We start from the raw sequence: 17,176 nt of genomic DNA, 5'->3' as shown, positions 1-17,176 counted from the left end.
GCGTCGTCGGCGGGTGCACGCCCGGGCCGCTGGAGGGCCGCCTTGAGCCGCGCAGCCGCCACATCGCTGCGGCGAAAGGTGATGATCGTCGTGCTCACCACCACCTGGGTGGCACTGATGCTCAGCGCCACCGCGCTGCTCATCTACGAACTGCGCAGCTACCAGAAGTCGTGGATCGACGACCTCGACACGCAGGCGCGCATCATCGCCTCGGCCAGCGCGCCGGCGTTGAGCTTCGACGATCCGAAGGCTGCCTCGGAGAACCTGGCCCTGCTCCAGCAGCGGCCGCGCATCACCGCCGCCGCCGTGTACCACGCCGACGGGCGGCTGTTCGCGAGCTACGTGCGACCCGACGCCGAGGGCTCGGGCGTCCCGGCGGCGGCCGGCCGGCCCGGCATCACGATCGACAACGGCCGCATCGAGCTCTCGCGCACCATCAGCGAGAACCAGCAGGCGATCGGCACGGTGTTCCTGCAATCGCAATTCGACATCGTCGGCCGCCTCGTCGACTACCTCTTGATCCTGGCCGCGGTGATGCTCACCAGCCTCGTGATCGCGGCGCTGGTGACCTCGCGCCTGCAGTCCAGCGTGACGGCGCCCATCCTGGAGGTGGCCCAGGTCGCGCGCAACGTGCTGACGCACCGCGACTTCTCGTTGCGCGCAGCCAAGACCTCGCACGACGAGGTGGGCACGCTCGTCGATGCATTCAACAACATGCTCGAGGAGGTCGGCAAGCGCACCGAGGCGCTCGAGCAGTCGAACAACCACCTCTCGGTGGAGATGGGAGAGCGCCGCAAGGCCGAGGACGCCCTGCGGGCGGCGGCACGCACCAAGGACCAGTTCCTGGCGACCCTGGCGCACGAGTTGCGCAATCCGCTGGCGCCCATCACCAACGCGGTGGAACTGCTGCGACGCTCGGGTAAGGACCCTGCGATCCACGCACGCGCACTGGAGATCATGGCGCGGCAGGTGCGGCAGATGGTGCGACTCATCGACGACCTGCTCGACGTCTCGCGCATCACGACCGGCAAGGTGCTGCTCGACATGAGCCGCGTGGACCTCGTTGCGGTGATCAACAGCGCGGTGGAGATCGCCTCGCCCGGCATCCAGGAGCGCCGCCATCTGCTGTCGCTGGATCTCCCCGAGGGGCCGGTCCTGGTGCACGGCGATGCGACGCGGCTTGCGCAGGTCTTCGCCAACCTGCTGAACAACGCGTCGAAGTACACCGAGGACGGCGGACGCATCGGCATCAAGCTGGAGCAGTCGGCCGACGAGCTGGTGGTTCGCGTCAGCGACAGTGGCGTCGGCATCGCGCCCGAGCAGCAGGACAGCATCTTCGACATGTTCGTGCAGGTGGACCAGCCGATGGAGCGCCGTTCGAAATCGGGGCTGGGCGTCGGCCTCACGCTGGCGCGCCAGCTGATCGAGCTGCACGGCGGCAGCATCAGCGTGAGCAGCGCCGGCCTGGGCGCCGGCTCCGAGTTCACCGTGCGGCTGCGCCGTGGCGAGCTGCCGCCGCCGCGCCTGCCGGAGCCGCCGCCGCTCAGCACGCCGATCGCGCGGCGACGCGTGCTCATCGCCGACGACAACGTCGATTTCGCGAACAGCCTGCACAGCATCCTGGAGTCGCTCGGGCAATCGGTGACGGTGGTGCACGACGGCTTCGCTGCACTCGAGGCGGCAGGACGGCTGCGGCCCGAGTTCATCTTCCTCGACATCGGCATGCCGGGCATGACCGGCTACGAGGTGGCCGAGCGATTGCGGCGGCAGCCCGCGACCTGCGACGCGGTCATCGTCGCCATCACCGGTTGGGGCCAGGACAAGGATCGCGAGCGTGCACGTCAAGCCGGCTTCGACGAGCACCTGGTGAAGCCCGCGGACGTGGAGCACCTCGTGCGGCTGCTGCGCAGCGGCGCACCTGCCGCCGTGCCCTGAAGCGCTCGCCGATAGGCACACCGTTTGCCTCGCTGGCACCGAGCCGCAACCCGGGAGACACCACGATGCAGACATCCGCCGCGCGCGCCGCTTCCGAGGCCGGTCCGTCGTCTGCAACGATGTCCGTGCACGAGCTCGAGAGCGAGGACTGCTTCCGTCTGGTGGCCGATTCGGCGCCCGTGATGATCTGGCTCGTGGGCCCCGACAAGCAGTTCGAGTGGTTCAACAAGACCTGGCTCGACTACACGGGCCGGCCGATCGAGAGCGAACACGGCGCGGGCTGGATGGCCGGGGTGCACAGCGAGGACCTGGAGCGCTGCGCTGGCATCTATCACACCAGCTTCGATGCGCGCGAGCGGTTCACGATGGACTTCCGTCTTCGCCGGCACGACGGCAGCTACCGCTGGCTCATGGCGACCGGCGTGCCGCGCGTGTCCGCCGACGGCGACTTCCACGGCTACACCGGCAGTTGCGTCGACATCCACGAGCGCAAGGAACTCGAGGAGCGCCTGGCCGAACGTGCTCGCGCGCTGCGCCTGGCCGATCGCCAGAAGAACGAATTCCTCGCGATGCTGGCGCACGACCTGCGCAATCCACTGGGCCCCATCACGAACGTCGTCGCGCTGATGCAGCGCATGGAGTCCGACACGCCCGCCGTGGCGCCGCTGCGGCGGATCATCGAACGCCAGCTCGACCAGCTCAAGCGCGTCATCGCCGACATGCGCGACGTCACCCGCGTGACGCAGACCCGCCCTGAACTCCACTGCGAGAACGTGACGGTGGCCGAGATCGTGCAGCGTTCGGTCGAAGCGACGCAGGGGCTGTTCGATTCGCGCGGCCATCGGCTCCACATCGAGGGGGCCGATCAGGCCATCACGGTCTGGGGCGACGCGGCGCGCCTGTCGCAGGCGCTGGAGCACCTGCTGGCCAACGCGGCCAAGTTCACGACGACACCGGGCGTGGTCGACCTGCGCGTGGAGCTGCGCGGGCCGTCGGTGGAACTGCGCGTCGTCGACCGCGGCCAGGGGATCGCTCCGGATTTCCTGCCGCACGTCTTCGAAGCCTTTGCCCAGGAGAATCGAGCCACCCCGCGCACCAGCGGCGGCCTGGGGGTGGGCCTCACGATCGCCAAGCGCCTGGCCGAGCTCCACGGGGGCGACGTGCATGCGGCGAGCGAGGGCACGGGCCACGGAGCGCAATTCGTCCTTTCCCTGCCGGTGCGAGATGCATGACCGAGGAGATCCGCGCATGCGCGACACCGTCTTCCACAGCGCCGCCGAACGCATCGCATTCAGTGAAGCAGTGGACTTTCTCGACCAGGGACGCCTGCAGCTCGTGCCGGCGCCGCAGATCGAGCAGTACGTGCAAAAGGGTTTGTGGGTGCGCGACGGCAACACCTACCGCCTGACCGACGAAGGACGCCGTCAACACCAGCTGGCCGTGCGGGAGCGGTTCTCGGACGGCTGAAGGAATCACACGATGAGCACTGATCCATCGAAGCCCGGCAGCGAACAGCGGCCCGGCGGCGCCGAGGACAAGAAGGGCACGCACGGCCAGCCCGGCGGACATCGAAGCCGCTCCGGCAGCGACTATGGCGACTGGGTGCCCGACCGCGGCCAGCCGCAGCGCAACGACGATCTCGATGCGGACGATCCCTCGGCAAGCCAACACGAGACGGGCGCCAGCGATCCCATGAACCTGCCCTACTCGCCCGGTTCGCCGCGGCCGCGCGCCGACGGCGACCAGGCCGGCGACCTGCGCACGGGCGTGCTCGGCGAGCCGCAGGCGCCCGCCGGCAAGGGAAGCCGGCCACCACCGCCCGATCCGGACGAGTCGGCCGCGACAGAGTCGAACCGGAACAAGTCGTTCGACACGCCGCACGTGCATTCATCGGGCTCGACGCGCAAGGTTTGAGCAGCCGCCGAGGTCGGCGACTCTCGGCCCCCGGGCCTCAACATCTGGGCACGTCAGTTGCCGTTCGAAAGCATCCCTGGCTTTTCGAAGAGGTGTTTCGATGGCTGCACCGATGATTCTTCGACGCGTCGCCGCGCTTGCCGCGCTGATGCTCGCCGCAGCATGTTCCACCACCCCGCCTTCGGCCGAATCGCTGGGTGAAAGCCGCAGCGCGATCGAGGCGGCACGCGCCGCCGGCGCCGACGATGCGCAAAGCGCCGACATGGCGTTGGCCCGCGACAAGCTCGCGCGCGCCGAAGTGGCTGCGCGGGCCGGTGATCACGCCACCGCACGGCGGCTGGCGGAGCAGTCGGCGCTCGACGCGCAGGTTGCACGCTCGCGCATCGCTGCCGAGAAGTCGCGCCGGGCCGCTGCCGAGATGGACGCGACCCTGGCCGCCCTGCGCGACGAGATGAATCGCAATGCGACCGTGACGACCAGCCCGGTCAAGCCCTGAACCCGGAGCCTGCCATGAATCGATTGCATCTCCTGCCCACCGTCGCGGCGCTCGCCCTGGCCGCCTGCGCCAGCGTTCCCGACCGCAACGTGCTGCTCGACGACGCGCACCGCATCGTCGCGCAGGCCGCCGCCAGCGGCGAGGTCAACCGCTACGCCCAGACCGAGCTGATGCGCGCGCGCGAAGCCCTGGCCCGCGCCGACCTGGCGTGGAGCGACAAGCGGGGCGACGCCGATGTCAATCACCTCGCCTACCTCGCCGCGCAGCACGGCCATCTCACGCTCAACCTGGCCGCGCAGCGAGCGATGGACGCACGCATCGAGACCGCCGGTGCCGAGCGCGAAAGGCTGCGCGCCGACGTCCGCACGCGACAAGCGCAGCAAGCCGAGCAGAGCGCGCAGATCGCCCAGGCGCAGGCCGATTCGGCCCGTGCGCAAGCGCAGTTCGCGCAGACGCAGGCGCAGAACGCGCAGGCCGCCGCGGCCGCGCAGACCGAGCGCGCCGACCGGCTGCAGCGCGAGCTGCAGGCGCTCGCCGCCAAGCCCACGGACCACGGCATGGTGCTGGTGCTGCAGGACGTCCTGTTCGACGTCGGCCAGGCCTCTCTCAAGCCGGGCGCGTATGCCAAGCTCGACCAGATCGCCGCGGTGCTGAAGAGCTATCCGGAGCGGCGCGTCCTGGTGGAGGGCTTCACCGACAGCGTCGGCAGCCACGACAGCAACCTCGCGTTGTCGGTGGCGCGCGCCGAGGCCGTTCGCAGCGCGCTGCTGTCGCGCGGCATCAGTCCCGATCGCATCGAGGCACGTGGCCACGGCGAGGCGCGGCCGGTGGCAGGCAACGACACTCAGGCCGGTCGGCAGCAGAACCGGCGCGTCGAGGTCGTCTTCTCGGATGAGCGCGGACGCTTCGCGTCGCTGAACTGATTCCTGCCGCGCTCAATACACGCTGCGCGCCGGATCGGTGGTGCGCTGCTCGTCGGCCGCGGTCGTCACCGCCGGGTCAGGGCCCATCTGGGCGCCGGTGGCGGGCAACGCGCCGCCTTCGCCTTCCCAGCGCTGCTCGGGCTCCGGCTTGGCCTTGTGCGGCTCGTAGAAATCGCTGCGCGATTTGCGCAGCGCGTAGATCGTGCCGGCGGCCACGGCCAGCACGGCCAGGGAAAGGAGTCGGATCGCCATCGTGTCACCTCGGGTCAAACGCGGAACGGTCGCGCGCGGCAACAGCCGCGGCGTTGGTGAGGTGTCCGCGGCAAGGCACGTGCCCGCGTCAGACCATCTGCTCGGGCCTCACCCAGCGGTCGAAGTCGTCGGCGGGCACGCCCATCGCGACCGCCGCGTTGCGCAGCGACAGCCCTTCGGCATGGGCCTTCAGCGCGATCTTGGCCGAGCGGTCGTAGCCGATGTGCGGCGCCAGCGCCGTCACCAGCATGAGCGAGCCCGCGACGAGTTGTGCGATGCGTTCGCGGTTCGCGCGCAGGCCGCGAACGCAATGCTCGTTGAAGCTCTCGCAGCCGTCGGCCAGCAGTCGGATGCTCTGCAGCACGTTGTGCGCGATCAGCGGCTTGTAAACGTTGAGCTCGAAGTGCCCCTGCGCCGCGCCCATGGTGACGGCGACGTCGTTGCCCATCACCTGGCAGCACAGCATCGTCAGCGCCTCGCACTGCGTCGGATTCACCTTGCCCGGCATGATGGAGCTGCCGGGCTCGTTCTCGGGCAGCGACAGCTCGCCGAGTCCGCTTCGCGGGCCCGACGCGGCCCATCGCAGGTCGTTGGCGATCTTGGTCAGGGCCGTCGCCGCCGTCTTCAGCGCGCCGTGCAGCATCACCAGCGGCTCGTGGCCGGCCAGCGCGGCGAACTTGTTGGGCGCGCTCACGAATGGCAGGCCCAGCGAATCGGCCAGCTGCGCGGCCACGCGCGCGCCGAACTCGGGATGCGTGTTGAGCCCCGTGCCGACCGCCGTCCCGCCCAGCGCGAGCTCCAGCACCGGCTTGAGCGCGGCGGCGATGGCCTCCATCGCGATGCCGAGCTGCGCTTCGTAGCCGCCGAACTCCTGGCCCAGCGTCAACGGCGTCGCGTCCTGCAAGTGCGTGCGGCCGATCTTCACCACGTCGCGGTACTCCTGCGCCTTCGCGCCCAGCTCGGTGCGCAGCGCCAGCAGCGCGGGCTGCAGGCGCTGGGCCACGGCGACGGCCGCGGCGACGTGCATGGCGGTCGGGAACACGTCGTTCGACGACTGTCCGCGGTTGACGTGGTCGTTGGGATGCACCCGGCGCTCGCTGCCGCGTCCCCCGCCGAGCTTCTCGGACGCAAGGTTGGCAAGGACCTCGTTGAGGTTCATGTTGGTCTGCGTGCCCGAGCCCGTCTGCCACACCGACAGCGGGAACTCGCCTGCCCAGCTGCCTTGCAGCACTTCGCCGGCCACCGCTTCGATGGCCCGGGCGATCGGCTCGTCCAGCAGTCCGAGCTCGCGGTTCACCCGCGCCGCCGCCTGCTTGATGGCCGCCAGCGCGGCGATCAGTTCGGGCGGCATGCGCTCGGTGGAGATCCTGAAGTGCGACAGCGAACGCTGCGTCTGCGCGCCCCACAGGCGGTCGGCATCGACCTCGATGTCGCCCATGGAGTCCTTTTCGATGCGCTTGGCCATGGCGTGCTCCGGAGTTGCCCGGTCACTGTACGGCGTGGTGCAAGCCCGTACTGCGGAAAGCAAAACTTTCACGCCGCCCTGGCGCATCCGGGTGCCGCCGTGCACGAAGCTCGCCCGCCCGAGCGCCCCGGGCATGCTGGTTGCCGTTGCTGCAGTTCAACGCCCTACCCGATCAAATGCCCATGCCTCACACCCCGCCGCCGTCTGATCGCGCTTTGCAAACCGTGCTGTACGTCGAGGACCACCCGGTCAACGTGCTCGTGATGGAAGCCTTGCTGAGCCGGCGGCCGCACGTGCGGCTGGTGGTGGCGACGACCGGCGAGGACGGCTGGCACGCTGCGCTGGCGCATCGACCCGACCTGCTGCTGCTGGACCTGCGCCTGCCTGATTGCCACGGCACCGAGCTGCTCGCCCGCCTGCGCCGGGTACCGGACCTGGCCGACATTCCTGCAGTCGCCGTGACCGCCGAGGACAGCGTCGAGTTCATGGGCCGCGGATTCGACGAGGTCTGGCACAAGCCGATGGATCTTTGCGCGGCGCTGACGCGGCTGGATCGCCTGCTCGAGCGTCCCCTGGCCGCCTCGGATCGCGCCGGCTGGCGTGCGCTGCCGGCCTCCGGGTGGGCCTGGCCAGCGGGCCGCAGCCGCCTGCCCGAGCCTATCCCCTTCCCTGCCGGCCCCTGAGGCCGCAGGGCTCGTCCGACCTCCATGTGAAGGAGCAATGCTGATGGGAACTCCTGCTGACAAGGCCAAGAGCGGCCAGGTGCAAGGCGAAGGCGACTACGTGGCGGGGCGCCGCTACGACAAGGCGCAAGGCGAATTCGTCAAGTCGGGCAAGGTCGACGAAGGCGCGCGCCAGGCGAAGCCGGAAGACGCGGGCGAGGCGTCCGCGATGGAGCAGGCCGAGCAGGCCGGCAAGTCGCACTCAAAAGGCGAGGCACCCGGCGACCTGAAGTCGAAGAAGAAGCCCGCCAAGCCCTGATCCCGGTTGCCGGCTGGGCGATGATCGGCACAACCGCCGCGAGGAATGCCTGTGCCGATCATCTTCGACATCACCCACACCACCGAATACCGCTACGCGAGGCCGGTCCAGCTGGGGGAGCATCGCCTGATGTTCCGCCCGCGGGACAGCCATGACCTGCGGGTGCTGGCGACCGACCTGAAAGTCGAGCCTGGCGCCACCGACATCCGGATGATCCAGGACGCGTACTCGAATTCGATTGCCCTGGTGAAGCCCGAGACGCCGGCCGAGCAGCTGCGCTTCACCTGCCTCTTCACCGTCGAGCACACCGGCGAGCGGGCGCTGGACCTGCCGCTCAGTCCCGGCGCCGAGACGTATCCGTTCGAATACAGCGCCGAGGACAGGCTGGTGCTCCACCACTTCCTGACGCCGTTCTACGACGCCGACGACAAGCTGATGGCCTGGGCGCGCGAGTTCATCCGGACCGACGGCCCCACCGAGAGCCGCCAGTTGCTGGTCGACATGACCAAGCAGATCCGCGACACGATGAAGTACCAGCCGCGCGACGAGGAAGGCGTGCAGGCGCCCGGCGAGACGCTGTCGCTGCAGTGCGGGAGCTGTCGCGACTTCGCCACGCTGATGATCGAGGCGGTGCGCCGGCTGGGCTACGCGGCGCGCTTCGTCTCGGGCTACGTGTACACGCCCGAAGTGCCGGCGACGAACGACCAGCAGGCAGTGTCGGGCGCGACGCATGCGTGGCTGCAGGTGTACCTGCCGGGCGCCGGGTGGATCACCTTCGATCCCACCAACAACCTGATCGGCGGCACCGACCTGATCCGCGTGGCCTACGCCCGGCACGCGAGCTTCGCGTCACCGGTGAGCGGCACGTGGGTGGGCGCGGCGACGGACTACCTGGGGATGTCGGTCGTCGTGAAAGTCACCAAGCGCGCGCCCGCCGCCTAGCGCAGAGCACCCCCCACCTACTCCTCGTGGCCGTTGCCGTTGGCAGCCCGCTCCGGCACGGTCGAGTACTCCTTCAACCGGTTGTAGAGCGTCTTGAGGCTGACGCCCAGGGTGGCGGCGGTCTTCTCCTTGTGGCGGCCGAAATACTCCAGCGTGGCCAGCGTGACCTGTCGCTCGATCTCCGCCAGCGGCGTGCCCACGCGGATCTGCAGCACCGGCGCGCCGGTCATCACCGGCAAGGGGGCGTCGGTGGTCGGCAGGCACTCGTCGACGATCGTGTTGTCCGGCGCCATCACATAGCCGCGGTGCACGATGTTGCGCAGCTCGCGCACGTTGCCCGGCCAGCGATAGCTCTGCAGGCGCTGGAGCGCCGCCGGGGCGAAGCGCTTGATCTGGCCTTCGCGGCGCGAGATCTCGTCCAGGAAGTGCTCGGCGATCAGCGGGATGTCCTCGGCGCGCTCGCGCAGCGGCGGCAGGTGGATGGGGAACACGTTGAGGCGATACAGCAAGTCCTCGCGCAGCTTGCCGGCCTGCACCGCCTCGAGCGGATTGCGGTTGGTGGCCGCGATCATGCGCACGTCGGTTTCCTGCAGCTGCGTGGATCCCACGCGCATGAAGGTGCCGGTTTCCAGCACGCGCAGCAGCTTGACCTGCAGGTCGAGCGGCATCTCGGTGATTTCATCGAGGAACAGCGTGCCGCCGCTGGCGCGTTCGAAGAAGCCCTGGTGCTGTCGATCGGCGCCGGTGAAGCTGCCCTTCTCGTGGCCGAAGATCTCGCTCTCGATGAGGTGCGGCGAAATGGCGCCGCAGTTCACGGCGAGGAAGGGCTTGGCGCGCCGGCGGCTGAGGTCGTGCACCGTGCGGGCCACGACTTCCTTGCCGCTGCCGCTCTCGCCGGTGACGAACACCGTGACCGCCGTGCCCGCGACGCGCAGAATCTGCTCGTACACGCGCCGCATGCCGGGCGACTTGCCCCACAGCAGGCCGAAGTGGCCTTCCTGCTCCAGGCTGGATTGCAGGCTGTCGGCTTCGGCGCGCAGCGCGGAAGGCTTGGTGACGCGTGACAGGATGCCGTGCAGCTGCTTCATGTTGAGCGGCTTCACGAGGTAATCGGCCGCACCCAGGCGCAGCGCCTGGATGGACGTCTCCAGGCTGGCGTGTCCGGTGATCAGTACGACCTCGGTGTTCTGCAGCGCCTTGGCGTCCTCGAACAGCTGCATGCCGTTGCCGTCGGGCAGCATCAGGTCGAGCAGGATGATGTCCGGCTCCTGCAGCGCCAGCTGCTTGCGCGCATCGCGCAGCGAACCGGCGGTGGCCACCGTGAAGCCCTCGGTCGCGATCAGCGCGGCCATCATTTCGGCCGAATCGGCTTCGTCGTCAACGACCAGTGCATGGGGCATGTTTCTTCCTCCTGTGTGTCCGGGGTCCCGGGAAGTCACGTCTACTGCTTTGTGCCCGAAACGCGCGCGGTCGGCGTCGTGGCCGACCGGCGTGCGAAGTGAAGCCTGAAGCGCCTGTGGTCGCGACCTCCGTTGACTGCCGGGAGCGGTCCCAACAACCGCTGCTTGGTGTCGAAATCTTCCTTCGGAGTAGGTGAACGCCCGGGGCACCAAAGTGCGGCGGGTGTCCGGGGAAGCCCATTATGTGCGATCGGTCCGACCCCATCCAGTTGTATGCGACTGTTTCGGCCATGCACGGAGCGCCACCCGCTCGGACATGCATTGCTGCAGTGCATCGATATCATCCGGCGCCTGACCCGTACGCAAAGGACAGCCGACGTGCCGTTGAATCGGTGGTTCCCCCGCGCCGTGTCCGTGTCGGTTGCCAGCCGCATCGGCCGCCTGCTCATGACGCTCACGCGGCGCGAGTCGGCCACCGAGACGTGGCTGCTCGTCTCGATGTGGGCCGCGGCCATCGTTCCGACCGTGATGTTCGCGGTCGCGGCGGTGCAAAGCCATCGCAACGCCATGGCTCAGGCCGAGACCGAGGTCGAGCATGCCGTGGCCATCGCACATGAGCACGCGCTGCGCGTGCTGCAGACCCACGCCCTCGCCTTCGACCGCGTCACCGAAGAGATCGCCGGCTTGTCCGACGAGCAGGTTCGCCGGTCGCACGAGGAGATCCAGGCCCGGCTGCGCCAGATCGTCGACCGCGTGCCGGCGCTGCGTTCGCTCACCGTGTGGGCTGCGGACGGGCGGCTGCTGGTCAGCAGCGACCGCCGCGCGACGCCCGGCACCGCCAATGCGGCGCAGCGCGACTTCTTCCGGCGCGCGGCGCTGCCCGAAGGCGGCTACCACTTCTCCGAGATGCCCGACACCGAGGACAAGACCGGCCAGCTGCTGCTGGTGACCCATCGCCGCTTCGACAGCACGCCACGCTTCACCGGCGTGGTGTCGGCCGCCATCCGGCCGGCCTACTTCTTCGACTTCTACACCGAGCTGGGGCGCACGCAACCGGGCATGGCGATCTCGCTGTTCCTCGCCAGCGGCGCCGTCGTCACGCGCATGCCGCTGCCTGCCGCGCCGGCGTCGCAGATCGCGGCGGCGCCGCCGACCGGACGCATGATGCAGCGGGTGGCCGCCGGCGATCGTGCCGGCCTGCTGACCATCACGTCGCCGGTCGACCACCAGCAGCGGCTGATCGCCTTCCGCCGCATCAGCGACACGCCGCTGTACACCGCCGCGTCGCTGTCGTACGACGCGGTGCTGGCGCAATGGCGATCCACGCTGTGGCTGCTGGGGGCCTTCACCTTCCCGATGACCCTGGCACTGGTCGTCGTGGCCCGCGTGGCGTGGGTGCGCTCGCGGCGCGAATATGCGGTGCTGCGCGAGCTGAACGCCGAGGCCGACAAGCGGCTGAAGGCCGAGGCGGCGCTGCGCCAGGCGCAGAAGCTGGAGGCGATGGGCCACCTCACGGGCGGCGTGGCGCACGACGTGAACAACCTGCTGATGGTGGTCAACAACAACGCGCACCTGCTCGAGCGCATGCGCCCGGGCAGCGACCTGGCGACGCCGATCGCGTCCATCAAGCGCGCCGTCGAGGCCGGCTCACGGTTGACCCGGCAGCTGCTCGCCTTCTCGCGCCGCCAGGCGTGGCGCGCCGAGGTGATCGACCTGCGCCAGTGGCTGCCGTCGGTGGTCGACCTGCTGCGGCACACGCTGACGCGCCCGGTGCGTGTCACCGTCGACATCGCGCCCGACGTGCTCGCGATCGAGGTCGATGCGGCCGAGCTCGAACTGGCGCTGATCAATCTTGCGATCAACGCCCGCGACGCGATGCCTCAGGGCGGCGAGCTGCGCATTGCCGTCGCCAACGCGCCGCCGGAGCGTTCGCCGGCGCAGGGCGAATTCGTCGAGATCGCGGTGAGCGACACCGGCGTCGGCATCGCGCCCGAGGTCCTCGACCGGGTGTTCGAGCCCTTCTTCACGACCAAGGACGTCGGCAAGGGCACGGGGCTGGGACTGAGCCAGGTGTATGGCTTCTGCACGCAGGCCGGCGGCACCGCGACGGTGACGAGCCGCCAGGGCGCAGGGACCACCGTGACCATGCTGCTGCGGTCGACTCGTGCCGCCGCGGGCGCGGCCGGGGCCATGGGCGCGATTCCACCCGCCAGCGGCAGGGTGCTGATGGTCGAGGACAACGACGAGGTTGCCGAAGCGACCGGGGCGCTGCTCACGTCGATCGGCTACACCGTCGTGCGCGCCGGATCGGCGGCGCATGCGCTGCGCCAGCTCGAAGCGGATGCGCGGTTCGACGTCGTGCTGAGCGACATCGTCATGGGCGGCGGGACCGATGGCCTGGAGCTCGCGCTGTCGCTGCGTCGCAGCCACCCGCAGCTGCCGGTGCTCCTCATGACCGGCTACACGTCGCGGCTCGACGCCGCGGTGGGAGACGGCTTCGCCGTCATCGCCAAGCCCTGCCCGCCGGATCAGCTGGCCGCTGCGCTGAGGCGAGCGACACGCAAGAAGCTGGCGGTCTCGTAGTCCGCGGCTCGCGGCGGCTCCCGCGCCGGTGCAGCCGCGTGCACTCCTTCACTTCTGGAAGCCGATTGCCTTCATTGCCTTCGTCAGGGTCTGCCGTGTCTTGGCGTAGTCGGCCCAGGGGTCGTCGCCGGTGTCCAGCCGCTCGTGCGCATTGACGATGGTCCAGTGGGCGCCGCTCGTCAGATCGGGCAACTCGTCCCACGCCACCGGGATGGACACGCCGAGGCCCGGGCGGGCACGCGCCGAGAAGGCGCAGGCGGTCGTCGCGCCGCGGCCGTTGCGCAGGTAGTCGACGAAGATCCTGCCGACACGGTTCTTCGCGCCGCTCTTGGCGACGAACCGGCTCGGCACGGTGGCCGCGAGGTGCTGCACCACCGCCTGGGAGAAGTCCTTCACCGTGTCCCAGTCCTCGCGCGGCGCGAGCGGCACCACCACGTGCAGGCCCTTGCCGCCGCTGGTCTTGAGAAAGGCCTTCAGCCCGATCTCGTCGAGCAGCGTGCGCATCAGCACCGCGGCCTCCTGCATGGCGGACCACTCCACGCCTTCGCCGGGGTCGAGGTCGAAGGTCATGCGGTCGGGCTTCTCGATCGCGCTCGTCTTCGCGTTCCAGGTGTGGAACTCGACGACATTCATCTGCGCCGCGCCGATCAGCGCGGTGAACGAATCGATCTCGATCAGCGGCGGATGGCCCGGATCGAGTGCCGGATCGAGCCGCTTCAGCTCGGGAATCTTCAGCGTCTCGGCGTGCTTCTGGAAGAACAGCTGCGCGCCTATGCCCGACGGCGCGCGCACCAGCGCCACCGGCCGCTTCTGCAGGTGCGGCAGCATGCGCCGCGCGACGCGCAGGTAATGGTTGACGAGATCCTGCTTGGTGAGACCGGTGCTCTGGTCGATCACGCGCTCGGGGTGGGTGATGCGCAGGTCCTTGGGCAGCGGCGGGAGGTCGTCCGGCGGCTCGCGCGTGCTCTTCTTCCCCGCGCTCGTCCTGGGCGACGATCCGGCCACGGCCTTGGCCGGCGCCGGCGTCTCCTTGGTGATCACCGAGGCCGGCTTGTCGTCGCGCAGCCCGTGAAAGATGGAGTGACGGATGCGGCCGTCCGGCGTCCATTCGGAGAACGAGACCTCGGCGACCAGCCGGGGCTGCACCCAGTGGCCGCGCGCCTCGCGCACTTTCTCGGCCAGGGGCGACGTGGCGACGGCCAGCGCCTTCAGCTTCTTCTCGAGCGCCGCCAGCGTGCGCGTGTCGAAGCCGCTGCCCACCTTGCCCGCGTAGCGCAGCTTGCCGTCCTGGTCGTGGATGGCCAGCAGCAGCGATCCGATGCCCACGCGCGAGCCTTCGGGGTCGGTGTAGCCGACGACGACGAACTCCTGCCGGTGCGTGCACTTGAGCTTGATCCATTGAGGCGAGCGCCGCGACACGTACAACGAGTCGCGCCGCTTCCCGATCACGCCTTCGAGCCGCATGCGGCAGGCGTTCTGCAGGATCTCGTCGGGCTTGGCGACGAAGTCCTCGCTGTAGCGAATGCGATCGTCGTGCGTCGCCTGCATCAGCCGGGCCAGCACGGCGCGGCGCTGCACCAGCGGGACTTCGCGCAGGTCGTGGCCGTCGCAGTAGGGCACGTCGAACAGGTAGTAGCGGATGTTCTCGGTGCGCGAGGAGTCGAAGGCGTTCTGCAGCGCATTGAAGTCCGGCGCGCCGTCCTTGCCCGGCACGACAATCTCGCCGTCGTACCAGCCGCTCGGCAGGCCGATGGCCTTCACCGCCGCGGCGAGGGACTTGAGTCTTGCGGTCCAGTCGTTGCCGTTGCGGGTGAACAGCCGCACATCATCGCCGTCCAGGCGTGCCAGCAGGCGATAGCCGTCGAACTTGATCTCGTAGATCCAGTCGTCGCCCGGCGGCGCGCGATCGACCAGCGTTGCCAGCTGGGGCGCGAACGCCAGCGGCAGCTCGGCCGGTTTCGCCCCGGCGGGCAACTCGACCGCGCCGCCCGTCTTTCGAGCGGCGCCGCGCGAGGACGAACGCTTCGCCGGCCGCGCCGCCTGGGCCTGGCCCAGCACGCTGTCGGGCCGCTCGTCGACGACGTTGTACTGGGCCGCCGGCCGTGCGTGCTCGTCGCGTTCCTTGATGAGCAGCCAGGGCTCCTGGCGCTCGTCGCGGCGGCCATGCATGCGCACCAGCGCCCAGCCGCCCTGCAACTTGTCCCCGTGCAACTCGAACTTCAGCTTGCCCTGGCGATAGCCCTCGCGCGGATCGCCCACGGGCTCCCAGGTCCCGCGGTCCCACACGATTACCGTGCCCGCGCCGTACTGGCCGGGCGGGATCACCCCCTCGAAGCTGCCGTAGGACAGCGGGTGATCCTCGACGTGCACCGCCATGCGCTTGTCGTTCGGGTCCAGGCTCGGCCCCTTGGGCACGGCCCAGCTCTTGAGCGTGCCGTCGAGCTCGAGTCGGAAGTCGTAGTGAAGGCTGCGCGCCGCGTGCTTCTGGACGACGAACGACAGCGCCTTGCCGCTTCGCGACACCTTGCCGCGTGGTTCCGGCGTGGCCTCGAAGTCGCGCTTCTGCCAGTAGCGGTTGAGCAGGTCGGTCATGGCATGGGGGCACGGTGGGACATGCACGGGTCGAGCAATCGAGGTTCCCAGCGCGGCCGCTGTAAGAAGTGCCCGGCGTTGTAGGTTGCGGTGCCGCGAATGCCGGATCTTTTGCAGCCCGAATCCCCGCCGCGGCAGGAACACGGGTTGCTGCCGAGCCTGGATCCGCCCACTCCAGGAGCCCCTGCCATGGCAAGAATCAGCGAAGTGATGACGCGCGGCGTCGAGGTCATCCGTCCCGAAGAGACGCTGCAACGCGCCGCGCAGTTGATGGACGAGCTCAACATCGGCGCCTTGCCGGTATGCCGCGACGACCAGCTGGTCGGGATGATCACCGACCGCGACATCACGGTGCGCGCCACCGCCGCCGGGATGGAGCCGACCCAGCATCACGTGTCGGAGATCATGACGGAGCAGACCCGCTGGTGCACCGAGGACCAGAGCACCGACGAGGTGATGCGCCAGATGGGCGACGTGCAGATCCGCCGTCTGCCCGTGCTCGACGAACGCGGCCAGATCGTCGGCATCGTGTCGCTGGGCGACCTGGCCACCCGGCAGGCACAGCACACCGACGAGGTGCTGCGCGACGTCTCGTGGCCGTCGGAGCCCGACCGGCCGGACTCTAACTCCGGCGCGCGCCACTGATGGCGCCAGCTGCGGCCGCCGACGCCGATGCGATCGTCGTCGGCGGCGGACCCGGCGGGCTCGCGGCGGCGATCTACCTCGCGCGCTTCCTGCGCCGCGTGCTCGTCGTCGAGGACGGCAGCAGCCGCGCCGCGACCATTCCGCGCTCGCACAACTACCCGGCATTTCCGAACGGCGCGGTCGGCGCGGAGCTGGTCGCCGCGATGCACGAGCAGGCCGAGCGCTACGGCACGCGCTTTCGCGCGGGCCATGTGGACGCCATCGAACGGCTGCGCGACGGCTTCGCGGTGCAGTGGACCGGCGGCGGCGCCACGGCCCGCAAGGTCGTGCTGGCGACCGGGGTCAGCGACGTCGCTCCGACCATGCCGCACCTGGCCGAGGCGCTGCAGGAGGGCGCGCTGCGCTACTGCCCGGTGTGCGACGGCTACGAGGCCCGCGACCTGGCCATCGGCCTGATCGCCGACCACGGCAGCGACACCTTCGAGGCGCTGTACCTGCGCCATTTCACCGATCGCATCACGGTGTTCCTGGTGTCCGGCGATGTTCGCTTCACCGAGGCGCAGGGACGCGAGCTCGCGGAAGCCGGCGTGACCGTCGAAGGCGCACCGGTGCAAGGCATCCGGCTGCACGACGGCCGGGTGCTGGTGAGCCACGGCGAGCAGCAGACAGTGGTCGATTCGCTGTACTGCGCGCTCGGCATGGACGTGCACTCCGGCCTCGCCGTCGCACTGGGGGCCGAGCACGACCGCGCCGGCTACCTCCTCACCGACCGCCACCAGCAGACCACGGTGCCCGGGCTCTACGCCGTCGGCGACGTCGCCAAGGGCCTGAACCAGATCTCGGTCGCGGTGGGCGACGCGGCCAGCGCCGCCGCGCATATTCACCTCGAGCTGCTGGCGCTGCCCCAGCTCGACTAGGGCAGTTCACAACTCGCGCCAGGAACGGCGTTTGCCGGCGATTGCCTTGCCAAGCCGCCGGGACCGCGCGACCCCGCGCTGACGCAGACGGGCGGGTTCACACTGGACGATGTGCGCCCGACGCGAACGGA

General features: G+C 69.7%; 16 protein-coding genes. 12 read left to right on the top strand and 4 right to left on the bottom strand.

The features are described 5' to 3' along the window. The first annotated feature begins 42 nt into the window (after window positions 1-42). From P7V53_RS14695 to P7V53_RS14670, 6 genes are all read left to right on the top strand, one after another. Window positions 43-1,935 carry an ATP-binding protein gene (locus P7V53_RS14695; protein WP_280156214.1) on the top strand — a complete coding sequence of 631 codons (1,893 nt, stop codon included), beginning with the start codon at window positions 43-45 and terminating at the stop codon, window positions 1,933-1,935. A 65-nt stretch (window positions 1,936-2,000) separates the two neighbouring features. After that, the gene (locus P7V53_RS14690; protein WP_280156213.1) at window positions 2,001-3,167 is read left to right on the top strand and encodes a PAS domain-containing sensor histidine kinase; all 1,167 of its coding nucleotides are present in this window, start codon (window positions 2,001-2,003) and stop codon (window positions 3,165-3,167) included. Window positions 3,168-3,183: 16 nt separating this feature from the next. Next, the gene (locus P7V53_RS14685; RefSeq protein ID WP_280156212.1) at window positions 3,184-3,402 is read left to right on the top strand and encodes a hypothetical protein; all 219 of its coding nucleotides are present in this window, start codon (window positions 3,184-3,186) and stop codon (window positions 3,400-3,402) included. Window positions 3,403-3,414: 12 nt separating this feature from the next. Next, complete coding sequence (locus P7V53_RS14680; protein ID WP_280156211.1) at window positions 3,415-3,849, top strand: hypothetical protein; 435 nt, start codon at window positions 3,415-3,417, stop codon at window positions 3,847-3,849. 100 nt (window positions 3,850-3,949) lie between these two features. Continuing rightward, window positions 3,950-4,345, top strand: a complete 396-nt coding sequence (locus P7V53_RS14675) for a DUF4398 domain-containing protein (RefSeq protein ID WP_280156210.1) — start codon at window positions 3,950-3,952, stop codon at window positions 4,343-4,345. A gap of 14 nt (window positions 4,346-4,359) precedes the next feature. Next, on the top strand, window positions 4,360-5,268 hold the full coding sequence (locus tag P7V53_RS14670; protein WP_280156209.1) for an OmpA family protein: 909 nt from the start codon (window positions 4,360-4,362) through the stop codon (window positions 5,266-5,268). Between the two features lie 12 nt (window positions 5,269-5,280). Here P7V53_RS14670 and P7V53_RS14665 read toward each other — a convergent pair whose 3' ends face one another. Beyond that, the gene (locus tag P7V53_RS14665) at window positions 5,281-5,520 is read right to left on the bottom strand and encodes a hypothetical protein (RefSeq protein WP_280156208.1); all 240 of its coding nucleotides are present in this window, start codon (window positions 5,518-5,520) and stop codon (window positions 5,281-5,283) included. 88 nt (window positions 5,521-5,608) lie between these two features. After that, a complete protein-coding gene (gene fumC / locus P7V53_RS14660) occupies window positions 5,609-6,985 on the bottom strand; it encodes a class II fumarate hydratase (RefSeq protein ID WP_280156207.1) in 1,377 nt (458 codons plus the stop codon). Window positions 6,986-7,209: 224 nt separating this feature from the next. Between fumC and P7V53_RS14655 the strand changes: the two genes are divergently transcribed. Genes P7V53_RS14655 through P7V53_RS14645 form a run of 3 tightly spaced genes read left to right on the top strand, consistent with a single transcriptional unit; the run spans window position 7,210 to window position 8,908 of the window. Beyond that, window positions 7,210-7,668 carry a response regulator gene (locus P7V53_RS14655; RefSeq protein ID WP_280156516.1) on the top strand — a complete coding sequence of 153 codons (459 nt, stop codon included), beginning with the start codon at window positions 7,210-7,212 and terminating at the stop codon, window positions 7,666-7,668. A gap of 43 nt (window positions 7,669-7,711) precedes the next feature. Next, the gene (locus tag P7V53_RS14650) at window positions 7,712-7,966 is read left to right on the top strand and encodes a hypothetical protein (protein ID WP_280156206.1); all 255 of its coding nucleotides are present in this window, start codon (window positions 7,712-7,714) and stop codon (window positions 7,964-7,966) included. 51 nt (window positions 7,967-8,017) lie between these two features. After that, window positions 8,018-8,908, top strand: a complete 891-nt coding sequence (locus P7V53_RS14645; RefSeq protein WP_280156205.1) for a transglutaminase family protein — start codon at window positions 8,018-8,020, stop codon at window positions 8,906-8,908. Between the two features lie 17 nt (window positions 8,909-8,925). Here P7V53_RS14645 and P7V53_RS14640 read toward each other — a convergent pair whose 3' ends face one another. Continuing rightward, on the bottom strand, window positions 8,926-10,308 hold the full coding sequence (locus P7V53_RS14640) for a sigma-54 dependent transcriptional regulator (protein ID WP_280156204.1): 1,383 nt from the start codon (window positions 10,306-10,308) through the stop codon (window positions 8,926-8,928). A 378-nt stretch (window positions 10,309-10,686) separates the two neighbouring features. On the opposite strand from P7V53_RS14640, the gene P7V53_RS14635 reads away from it, so the two are divergent. Beyond that, a complete protein-coding gene (locus tag P7V53_RS14635; RefSeq protein ID WP_280156203.1) occupies window positions 10,687-12,891 on the top strand; it encodes a hybrid sensor histidine kinase/response regulator in 2,205 nt (734 codons plus the stop codon). A 48-nt stretch (window positions 12,892-12,939) separates the two neighbouring features. Here the strand turns inward: P7V53_RS14635 and ligD are convergent, their stop codons facing one another. Then, the gene (ligD, locus tag P7V53_RS14630; RefSeq protein ID WP_280156202.1) at window positions 12,940-15,483 is read right to left on the bottom strand and encodes a DNA ligase D; all 2,544 of its coding nucleotides are present in this window, start codon (window positions 15,481-15,483) and stop codon (window positions 12,940-12,942) included. A 189-nt stretch (window positions 15,484-15,672) separates the two neighbouring features. Between ligD and P7V53_RS14625 the strand changes: the two genes are divergently transcribed. Both P7V53_RS14625 and P7V53_RS14620 read left to right on the top strand, forming a co-directional pair. After that, complete coding sequence (locus P7V53_RS14625) at window positions 15,673-16,128, top strand: CBS domain-containing protein (RefSeq protein ID WP_280156201.1); 456 nt, start codon at window positions 15,673-15,675, stop codon at window positions 16,126-16,128. After that, on the top strand, window positions 16,128-17,045 hold the full coding sequence (locus P7V53_RS14620) for an NAD(P)/FAD-dependent oxidoreductase (RefSeq protein ID WP_280156200.1): 918 nt from the start codon (window positions 16,128-16,130) through the stop codon (window positions 17,043-17,045). The genes P7V53_RS14625 and P7V53_RS14620 overlap by 1 nt, the downstream gene beginning before the upstream one ends. The last annotated feature ends 131 nt before the right edge of the window (window positions 17,046-17,176 follow it).

Source organism: Piscinibacter sp. XHJ-5 (assembly GCF_029855045.1).
Lineage (GTDB): Bacteria > Pseudomonadota > Gammaproteobacteria > Burkholderiales > Burkholderiaceae_C > Albitalea.
This window is presented reverse-complemented; position numbering and strand designations above follow the sequence as displayed.